Consider the following 10,189-nt stretch of genomic DNA (forward strand, 5'->3'; position numbering starts at 1 on the left):
GGGAAATAGAAACAGGTTGCAAATAGACAGTATTTTACACCAAATTTAAGGACTAAACAGGGTAAGCTTATGACTAATATACCAAAAAATGATGTATCTTTGCACTCATTAAATAACAACTCCCTCTTATCATTATTTCTTATGCAAGAGAAAATTATCATCCTCGATTTCGGGTCGCAGACCACCCTACTGATCGGGCGCAGGATCAGAGAGTTAAATACATACTGCGAAATAGTACCTTACAACAAATTTCCTTTCGGAGACGACTCTGTAAAAGGAGTAATCCTATCGGGCAGTCCGTTCTCGGTAAACGATGCCAATGCTTTCAAACCTGACCTCAGCCAGATCAGGGGCAAATATCCTGTATTGGGTATCTGTTACGGAGCACAGTATCTGGCATATACATCGGGAGGAAAAATAGAAAAAAGCGATTCCCGCGAATATGGCAGGGCACATCTCACACAGATAAAACCGGGAGTAGCTTTATTCGACGGAATATCGGAGGGTTCGCAGGTATGGATGTCGCACGGAGATTCTATTACTGTTATCCCCGACAATTTTGAGGCTGTGGCTGGAACAGAAGATCTGGAAACAGCTGCCTACAAGGTAAAAGGAGAAGAGACTTGGGCTGTACAGTTTCACCCTGAAGTATATCATACGACAGACGGTACACGCCTGTTGAGCAACTTCCTCAATATATGCCATTCTAAAAGGGGCTGGAGTCCGGCTTCGTTCATAGATACTACTGTTGCCGAACTGAAAGCCCAACTGGGTGACGATAAAGTCATTCTGGCGCTTTCGGGTGGGGTGGACTCTTCCGTTACGGCTGTTTTGCTGAACAGGGCAATAGGCAAGAATCTGACTTGTGTATTTGTAAATCATGGATTGTTACGCAAAAATGAGTTCGAAACTGTATTGAAAGACTACGAACATCTGGGACTGAATGTAATCGGTGTAGATGCAAGAGAACGCTTTTACAAAGAGCTTGCAGGAGTAACCGATCCTGAGCGCAAGCGTAAGATCATTGGTAAAGGATTTATTGATGTATTCGATGAAGAAGCACACAAGCTGAAAGATATAAAATGGCTGGGACAGGGAACTATCTACCCTGACGTAATAGAATCGCTATCTATTACCGGAACAGTTATAAAATCGCATCATAACGTAGGCGGTTTACCTGAGAAGATGAACCTCAAACTGGTAGAACCTCTACGCCTATTGTTCAAAGATGAGGTACGCCGCGTAGGACTTGAACTTGGCATGAAGGAATCACTAATCAGAAGACATCCGTTTCCGGGTCCCGGACTAGGTATTCGCATACTTGGAGATATCACTCCCGAGAAAGTAGAGATCATACAGAATGCCGATGATATTTATATCCGTATGCTTCGCCAGAATAATCTTTACGACAAGGTATGGCAGGCAGGAGCAATTCTTCTCCCTATTAAATCTGTCGGTGTAATGGGCGATGAACGCACATACGAAAATACGGTTGCTTTGCGTGCTGTTACGTCTACTGATGGAATGACTGCCGACTGGGCACATCTGCCTTATGAATTCCTTGCGAAGGTATCGAACGAGATCATCAACAAGGTAAAAGGTGTAAACCGTGTGGTATATGACATTTCGTCGAAACCGCCGGCAACGATAGAGTGGGAGTAGTAGATCTAATAAACACCAAGAACTGAGATAAAAATAAGGGCTATCATACGATAGCCCTCATTGTATTATATAAATCTTAGTTACAGATTATTTGTAAGCTCTCAATTCAATACCCTCTATATAATTTAGGAATGCCGTATTCACCATTCTGTTTCCGCCCGGTGTAGGATAATCGCCAGAGAAATACCAGTCGCCCTTATGATCAGGTGTAGCTTTGTGCAGATTCTCTATACTCTGGAAAACGATTTCTATCTTAGCCTGCGTACCTTTCGGTGTCAGCATTTCGGCCATCTTGGCAGAAATCTCTTCATCTGTAAACGGTGCATATATCTCCTTCACATAATTTACAATCTCTTCTTTCGGCTTATCTTTCTGAGCCAGCGATTTGCGATATACTTCATCTATCAGCGATTGCATGCCTCTTTCCTTCAAAAGCTCTATGGCTGCTCTGAAAGCTGCAAATTCGCTCATGCGCGACATGTCTATCCCGTAGCAATCGGGGTAACGTATCTGAGGAGAGGATGAAACGATCACAATCTTCTTCGGATGAGTGCGGTCAAGCATCTTGATTATACTTTGTTTCAACGTTGTTCCACGCACAATACTGTCATCGATCACTACAAGATTGTCTTCGTAAGGACGGATAGAATCGTATGTGACATCATAAACGTGTGCCGCCAAGTCTTCACGGTTACCATCCTGTGCGATAAATGTACGAAGCTTGATATCTTTGATAACAACCTTCTCTGTTCGCACACGCATCGACAGTATTCGCTGTAATTCTTCTTCTTTTATAGAAGGACCTTTTTCAGTGATCTTACGCAGCTTCACATCGTTCATGTGCTTGTTCAGTGCTTCCGTCATACCGAAGAAAGCCACTTCGGCTGTATTCGGTATAAAAGAGAAGACCGTATGTTGAATATCCGAGTCAATAGATTTAAGTATAGGATTTAGCAACAGTTTACCCAACTCCTTGCGTTCGTTGTAAATATCGGCATCCGAACCACGCGAAAAGTATATACGTTCGAATGAACAAGGTGTCACCCTCTTAGGTTCCTGTATTTGGGAGAACATCACACGTCCGTCCTTCTTCACTATGATGGCCTGTCCCGGATTCAGCTCTTTAATATCCGGCACATCCAGCCCCAAAGCTGTCTGTATCACAGGACGCTCCGATGCTACCACGACAATTTCGTCATCGTGATAATAGAATGCAGGTCGTATGCCCCACGGATCGCGATAGACAAAGCCGTCACCGCAACCGATAAGTCCGCCAATGGTAAAACCTCCGTCCCATTTCTCACTCGCTTTGTTGAGCAGAAAATGTATGTCCAGATTGTCCGCAATGATCTTGTTAAGTTCCTCACCTTTCACCTTACGGTCTTTTCCATATTTATCGTACTGGTATTGTACCTCCCTGTCAAGATGGTGACCCAACGATTCGAGCAAAACAAATGTATCGGCAAAGTCACGCGGATGCTGCCCTTCTGCAAGCAGTTCAGCAAACAGTTCGTCTACATTTGTCATGTTGAAGTTACCCGCCAGTGCCAGATTGCGCGTCCGCCAGTTGTTACGCCTCATAAAAGGATGCACGTATGATATGCCGGTCTTTCCTGTAGTGCTGTAGCGCAGATGCCCCAAAAACAGTTCTCCGGCGAATGGCAAGTATTGGCTTGCATATACCGGGTCGTGCAGCTTTTCGGAATCTACCTTTTCATAATTTTTGTAGACATTGGAGAAAATCTCAGATATGGCACCCGAGCCTGTCGCACGCTCTCTGAAAATGAACTCGCTGCCGGGAGGCGAATCAAGCTTCACCACAGCCAACCCTGCACCTTCCTGTCCACGATTGTGCTGTTTTTCCATTAGTAAGTACAGCTTGTTCAGTCCATACTGCCATGTTCCATACTTTTCCTGATAGTAGTTAAGCGGCTTTAGCAAGCGTATCATTACAATACCGCATTCGTGCTTTAAAGGCTCTGTCATAGATAATCTCCTTCTTGAGAATGTTTATTTGAGGCTACAAAGATAATATGATTTTCAACGCAAACCTAGAAAAATCGAGATGTAGAAATCATAAATAGTCGGCCTATTATTCAGCTAAGTTCCAATCCGAATTCGTCTTTCAACTTGCGAAGGCTCTCATTTTCTTCCATCATCAGGTTGAACTTTTCGGCAGGGGTAAAAGCCAGTTTCTTTTCATTATCCTCGCTGATACGCACCTGCATCTGTAACTGTGTATTACGAAGCTGAGATTTCAGTTTGTACAGAATATCCATCTTATTTTCAAGCAATCGCTGCTCCTGAACAGGATTGTTTACAACCACTTCGAAGACTGAATTCTCTAACAGGCTTGGCAAACAGTTCAACATTGTATTTTTCAGATGATGCTCTTCGGTCAGCTCTTCGGCATAGGCTTTCCACTCATTGATAAGCTGCAATGGAGTAAAGCGCTCATTGAGCACCTCAATAGTCATTGCCGGCTTGTCTGCCTCCTGCTCTTTTTTCTGTCCTAATGCTGATATGGAAATACCTAATCCTCCCGTACTGGCTTTTGGAGCAGCAGACACTGAAGGCTCACCCACTTTCGGAGGTGTAATTCTGGAAACGGGACTAGTTTGTGGTGTAGTTGCAGCTACATTTGCAGTCGGTTGTGGTTGCGTCTGAGATTGTACAGGTCTGGACGGCGATGTCTGAGCCGGAGCCTGATTTGAAAATACAGGTTCAATTACCTGCTTTTTTTTTTGATCTTCCAAACCATTAGGGGAAGATAGTTGGCAGAGCCTTATAATCGTCAGATCGGAGAGTAACCGTTTATTCCGGCTGAGCCTGTAATTGAGATCACTTTCGTTGACTATATCTATCGCTTTATAGAGAAACTCATTGCTGCATTTCTTTGCCGTTTCTATATAACGGTCACGAATAGAAGCTCCCACTTCGAACAGTTCGGCTGTTTTAGGGTCTTTACACAAAAGCAAGTCTCTGAAATGAGATGCGATCCCCGTTATCACATTATTGCCGTCGAAGCCTTTACTAAGTATCTCGTTCAGTATCAGCAATCCTTCTACGACATTATTTGTAAGAATACAATCCGTCAGTTTGAAATAGTATTCATAGTCCAATACATTCAGGTTCTCGATAACTGCCTTATAGGTCACATTTCCACCTGTAAAGCTTACTACCTGATCGAATATAGAAAGGGCATCGCGCATCCCTCCGTCAGCTTTCTGAGCGAGTACGTTCAGTGCTTCGGGTTCTGCCTGTACATTTTCCTGTGAAGCGACATATTCAAGATGCTCGACAGTATCTTTAATCGTGATACGACTGAAATCGTATATTTGGCAACGCGAAAGAATAGTAGGCAGTATCTTATGTTTCTCGGTAGTAGCCAGAATAAATATAGCGTGGTGAGGTGGTTCTTCCAATGTCTTCAGGAAGGCATTGAAAGCCGCCTGAGACAACATATGTACCTCGTCAATAATATATACCTTATATTTTCCTATCTGTGGCGGTATTCTTACCTGCTCTATCAGCGAACGGATATCGTCTACCGAGTTGTTCGATGCGGCATCGAGTTCGTGTATATTAAACGAACGCTGCTCATTGAAAGCCACGCACGATTCGCACTGATTGCATGCTTCGCCATCGGCAGCCGGAGAAAGACAGTTTATAGTCTTGGCAAAAATACGGGCGCAGGTGGTCTTCCCCACTCCACGTGGTCCGCAAAACAGGTAGGCATGCGCCAATTTACCCGATGCGATCGCATTTTTCAGTGTGGTGGTTAATGCCCGTTGCCCTACAACCGAATTGAAGTTCATCGGGCGATATTTCCGAGCCGAAACTATATAGTTATCCATTCTTATCTTTCCTCTTTTAGCAATACAAAGCTATGAAAAAAAACGGAAACTAAAAAGGTAAAAAATGTGATTACCTTCATATACCAAAATAGACATGTAGAACCTATATATCCACAGAATACTCCTCCATATTTCATTATTAATTCATTTTTTCGACAGAAAGCATTGTTTTAAGAAAAATAATTATACCTTTGTACCCGCTAACGCAATTAGCTACGCGGATGTGGCGTAATTGGTAGCCGCGCCAGACTTAGGATCTGGTGCCGTGAGGCGTGGGGGTTCGAGTCCCTTCATCCGCACTGAGAGCGACAAATTGAAGATTTTCTTCTTTTTGTCGCTTTTTTTAATATATTAGTGTCGTTTTACTTTCAATAAAACATAGGGAATAATGCCAAATAATATAAATATTATTACGATACGCCTTAGCCAATACGCCTCTTCCCAGAATTTTGAGAAAGATGATTTCTTTATCCATTTGTCAACCTCTTTTTTGGATTTAAAAAACCAGACATTATCAAAATTATCACTCTGATATACAACAAATACAGAATCATTATATTTAAACGGGGGAATCGTAGAATAATCCTTACAAATAGTATGTATTTTATCATCAGATAGAAGGAATCTGCAAAAAACCGTTGAATGCGAATTTGGCGTCGCTGTATGAAATTTTATATTTACTACTCTGCCTTTTGTTGTTGCATAACCTTCAAGTAAGTTATCTGTTTTAGTTTTTAAATCTAAATATGAAAAGAATGTAAACGCAAGGAAAAATACAATTAGCATAATTGAATCGGTAATATGCTCTGTATTATTCTCTGCTATCAAACAGCAGAAAGTGGCAGCCAGCAATGGAACAGTAATCGGGAAATAAGGATATTCATAGATGGTACAACGAATGAAATAAATAAACGACAAGACATAAAATGCAAAGCCAATATACTTAAGGGTTTTTGGTTTTATTTTTCTCAATACTTGTTTCATCCGATCCCCTCTTTCATCAAATCTAACTTCATGTTACAATTATAATACCTGTTCTCTTTAAAAGTGACATATCCTTCATCGAGTTTGTCAAATCCCAAGCGGGAATAAAATACCACATTTTCGGGTAACTGTGTAGTTAGCCCTAACAGATGGCAAGCAGAGCCGGAAGCCACAAGACGGTCTATTGCGTGCCTGACCATTAAAGAGCCGATGCCACAACCCCTGTACTCCTCTTTTACAACGACCATAGACAGATAATGATGTTCCTGATTTTCCAGCGATTCCGTCAATAGTTTCTTATTCTTTGCATCCAGACTAAGCATTCTGATCAAAGTACTGAGTCCAAACTTTGAAATGAAGCGGGGTATACCGATTTGAAAATATATGGAGATACTATTTGATACACCTTGTGGAGGAATTAATGAATATGTTCCGACTATCGCACTTGAGCTCTTTTCTTTTACAACCATTGTCAACGGTTGTTTCCGGTTATTCATCAGCAGGCTTGTCCGGAACAACCACAACAAGCCTTCTCTTAGCTGACTTTTATCTTTGAAAACAGCAGAATATGCCGGATTGGTATAAAAGGCATCTGTCAGTACTACTGCCACTTCATCAATCTCAGAATGCTGTATCTGTTTTATTTCAAAGTTGTTCATATTCTATAATCTCCGTTACACACTCTCGCTTTTACAAATTACCAGATTCCCAGTTAGACCAATGATTATTAGGCTCTTTTGTTGGTTTCCATAGGGTAGAATCTCTCGTCACCAATATTTTAGCTATTAGTTGAAATAATTCCTGCTTACTAGGAATATTATCTTCATTATAAATACTGAAGTAATGAAATTCATCTAATGTCATTATTTTAGGAATATCTTTTAAAAACTGCTCTTTTATCTCCGATTCTGTACTTTGAACAACCGAAGGTTGTGTGTCATTCAAATATCTTACCAGCCCGCCGTAACTCATTAAGTTTCTTGGGTTATTATATTCCCTGACAATTCCCATTTTGATAAATAATTGGGGATCGTATTCTATATTAATCAGCTTATCTCTTACTCTGACAAATCTTACCGAATCACTTATCAATTCAAATTGCTCACCCTCTCCACCCTCTTTATTTCTTATGCGTTCATACTCTGTATGTGAAACAAGGCTGATGCTTTTGGAGTTTGCTATATAGTTATAGCCATTGTAATGTTCAGTCATATACTTAATACAGTTTCCTATATAAGCCAATTCTATACCACTATAATCGCCCCGATTCTGATAACCGCTCTTTTCAAAAACAATCGCCCAATTTACAGAATCTGCATATAAATGAATTCTGCTTCCTGCAGTCTCACAATATCCATGTTCTAGGTCTAAAAAGAAAATATACTTTATATCATCCGAATTACCAACCGGATAATACTTGCTTACTTTTTTATGGAAAGCGCCATCCAATTCACTCAGAATATCGTGCTCTGTATATTTCACAGAAAGATTCAATTTACAACTCATAAATAAACCAACTATAAATAAAAAGCTGCATTTTATGCATATTTTTATGCAACCCATAAATAAACTATCCATATTTTGTTCTTTTATCACTTAACCCTCACATTACTCCTCTCCACCAATATTACCTGAGAGTTGCTGATCGGATATAAATTCAATTTCGCCCCGTACTTAGCAATTATCTTTTCAACAGCCTCCTCGAAAGGAAAGCTCTTATAATGCGGCAGCGGATAAAAGTCGATGATATTCAACGCCGAAAATGTATCCAGATCTGGTGCTTTCTTAAAGTCGTCCATCTCTTTTGCATATTCGATATCCGGCGATACAATCATAGAACCGGCAGATTCTCCGATATACAATTTCCCCGAGTTGATCTCGTCTGCAATCATCTTGTCTGCTCCTGATCTTTTTAACTCCTGAAGCAGATAGAATGTATTTCCTCCCGAGATGTAGATATAGTCGTTTTCTTTCAGCTTCGCCGTCATCTTATCACCTGACATCTTAGAGACATCGAGCTCATCAACAATCAGCCCCATTTCTCTAAAAGCCTCTCTTGCCAGATCGACATAGAATTTTACTTCCTCTACATTACTCGCTGTGGGGATAAAGGTGACAGCCTTTCCTTTAATATCTTCTTTTGCGAACTCTTTAAACAAGTCTGCTACATCGGCAAAAGAAGATGATAAGAATAATCGTTTCATATAGTTACAATTCTCTGTTTATCACATTAAGTCCATAAATATAATTATTTTTCCAAGATAATAACAGCTCCTTTCGCTATAGATAATTCCATAAAGAAATTATACAGGTTGGTACAAACAAAACGAAAACTGCCGGATATCGCATCCGGCAGTTTTCCAACCTTAATAAAAAAATCCCTATAACGTGTGTATTAATAGGATGTGTGTATTTCTAATTTTTTACTTCTTCTCCGTATTCCAGCCCAGAACCTCGATCTTCGGTGTCACACCCGGCTCAGGGGTGTATTCGACAGTTATCGTCTTGGTTTCGCCCGGAACTACCGATATGTAATTATCACTATAAAAAGCAGGAAGAATACGTTTGCCGGTCTTTGAGTCTACAAGTGAGATTCTATTGAAGAAGGCAACAGGGCCGCCTTTCGCATTGGTGAGGCTTACTTCCATCTTTCCGGCAGATAGTTGCTTGCTGGATATACTTATATCGGCTTGCTTCATCTTGTTCAGCCCGCTGTATTTACCTTCAGCATTGGGGTACCAGTAGAAGTTATCGCTCAACAACTTCCCGCTTCTGTCCAGTAATTGCAGGTAAAGGAAGCCGCCGTCGTCTTTGAGCTTGTCTTTGAGCATACCTTCCAACGGCAGAAGCATCTTGGCATCGGAGGCGTCTATATAGGCTATTTCCTGTATCAACAGGGTTTCGTTGCCTGCCATGTCGTAATACCGGGCAACGAACATCATATCGTTCACTTCTTCAAAGCCGTTGTTTACGATCATGGAACGCTTGGTGACCGGATTGCACATTACATGCAGCATCTCGCTACCCTTACGCAAGCCGAACAGGCAGGCATTGGGGTCGAGGTAGTAGTCGTACATCTGCCCGCGCATCGAAGTCCAAGGGTTCTGGGTCTTCCAGATTATCGTTCCGGTGTACCAGTCCCACATGTGTGAGCTGAAGCCTTCTATCAGCGCTCTGTACTGGTCGTAGTTCACCAACTGGGCTTTCATGGCAAAGTCTTTTACATCTTTTGGTTCGCCGTAAGGGACGATATGCCCTTTGTAGCCTACTCCCGAATAGGTGTGGTATGTCCATACGGGGTCGGCTTCTTCTTCAAACTGTACGTTCGGATTGTAGCGGGGAGCTATCATGTTCTCTTTGGGGATAAAACGCTCCAGCGACTCGTAATCGCCTACGCCTACTGAGCCTACTTCCGAGTTGAATGGCCATGTGCGCTGCTGCCAGAAGACTTCTACCGGCTGTATGGTGTACGGGCCGTCGCCGTTACCGCCCAAGAAGTTGTACGACCGCTCGTCTGAGTTGGAATAGTCTATAAACCAACGGGTACCATCCAGTTTGGGTAATATAGAGTCTCTCAGGGGAACCAGTATATCGTGGGGTGGTTTTATCTCATTTCCTCCGCACCACATCGCCAGTGAGGGGTAGTTGCGTATCATCTTTATCATGTCTACGGCCGATTCGAGCAC

At 41.9% G+C, this 10,189-nt stretch carries 7 protein-coding genes, 1 tRNA gene and 1 pseudogene; 2 read left to right on the forward strand and 7 right to left on the reverse strand.

Going from position 1 to position 10,189, the window contains the following annotated elements; all coding sequences use genetic code 11:
• The first annotated feature begins 141 nt into the window (after window positions 1-141).
• A complete protein-coding gene (guaA, locus tag M2448_RS16295) occupies window positions 142-1,662 on the forward strand; it encodes a glutamine-hydrolyzing GMP synthase (RefSeq protein ID WP_280647196.1) in 1,521 nt (506 codons plus the stop codon).
• Between the two features lie 87 nt (window positions 1,663-1,749).
• Here guaA and M2448_RS16300 read toward each other — a convergent pair whose 3' ends face one another.
• A complete protein-coding gene (locus M2448_RS16300; protein WP_280647195.1) occupies window positions 1,750-3,648 on the reverse strand; it encodes an amidophosphoribosyltransferase in 1,899 nt (632 codons plus the stop codon).
• A gap of 110 nt (window positions 3,649-3,758) precedes the next feature.
• A complete protein-coding gene (locus M2448_RS16305) occupies window positions 3,759-5,519 on the reverse strand; it encodes a DNA polymerase III subunit gamma/tau (RefSeq protein WP_280647194.1) in 1,761 nt (586 codons plus the stop codon).
• A gap of 217 nt (window positions 5,520-5,736) precedes the next feature.
• Here M2448_RS16305 and M2448_RS16310 point away from each other — a divergent pair.
• Window positions 5,737-5,818, forward strand: a tRNA-Leu gene (locus M2448_RS16310).
• 52 nt (window positions 5,819-5,870) lie between these two features.
• Here the strand turns inward: M2448_RS16310 and M2448_RS16315 are convergent.
• The 5 genes and pseudogenes from M2448_RS16315 to M2448_RS16335 form a co-directional block, all read right to left on the reverse strand.
• Window positions 5,871-6,503: a hypothetical protein gene (locus tag M2448_RS16315; RefSeq protein ID WP_280647193.1), complete on the reverse strand. Its 633-nt coding sequence runs from the start codon at window positions 6,501-6,503 to the stop codon at window positions 5,871-5,873.
• A complete protein-coding gene (locus M2448_RS16320; RefSeq protein WP_280647192.1) occupies window positions 6,500-7,162 on the reverse strand; it encodes a GNAT family N-acetyltransferase in 663 nt (220 codons plus the stop codon). Before M2448_RS16320 ends, M2448_RS16315 begins: the two co-directional genes overlap by 4 nt.
• A gap of 31 nt (window positions 7,163-7,193) precedes the next feature.
• A complete protein-coding gene (locus tag M2448_RS16325) occupies window positions 7,194-8,081 on the reverse strand; it encodes a hypothetical protein (RefSeq protein WP_280647191.1) in 888 nt (295 codons plus the stop codon).
• Between the two features lie 14 nt (window positions 8,082-8,095).
• A complete protein-coding gene (locus M2448_RS16330) occupies window positions 8,096-8,707 on the reverse strand; it encodes a Type 1 glutamine amidotransferase-like domain-containing protein (RefSeq protein WP_280647190.1) in 612 nt (203 codons plus the stop codon).
• A gap of 219 nt (window positions 8,708-8,926) precedes the next feature.
• Window positions 8,927-10,189, reverse strand: a pseudogene (locus tag M2448_RS16335) (hypothetical protein); the annotation flags it as partial.

It is taken from the genome of Dysgonomonas sp. PF1-14, from assembly GCF_029892965.1.
GTDB lineage: Bacteria > Bacteroidota > Bacteroidia > Bacteroidales > Dysgonomonadaceae > Dysgonomonas.

Coding starts and splice junctions, on each gene's coding strand:
- guaA (WP_280647196.1), top strand. CDS start 142: ATGCAAGAGAAAATTATCATCCTCGATTTCGGGTCGCAGACCACCCTA.
- M2448_RS16300 (WP_280647195.1), bottom strand. CDS start 3,648: ATGACAGAGCCTTTAAAGCACGAATGCGGTATTGTAATGATACGCTTG.
- M2448_RS16305 (WP_280647194.1), bottom strand. CDS start 5,519: ATGGATAACTATATAGTTTCGGCTCGGAAATATCGCCCGATGAACTTC.
- M2448_RS16315 (WP_280647193.1), bottom strand. CDS start 6,503: ATGAAACAAGTATTGAGAAAAATAAAACCAAAAACCCTTAAGTATATT.
- M2448_RS16320 (WP_280647192.1), bottom strand. CDS start 7,162: ATGAACAACTTTGAAATAAAACAGATACAGCATTCTGAGATTGATGAA.
- M2448_RS16325 (WP_280647191.1), bottom strand. CDS start 8,081: ATGGATAGTTTATTTATGGGTTGCATAAAAATATGCATAAAATGCAGC.
- M2448_RS16330 (WP_280647190.1), bottom strand. CDS start 8,707: ATGAAACGATTATTCTTATCATCTTCTTTTGCCGATGTAGCAGACTTG.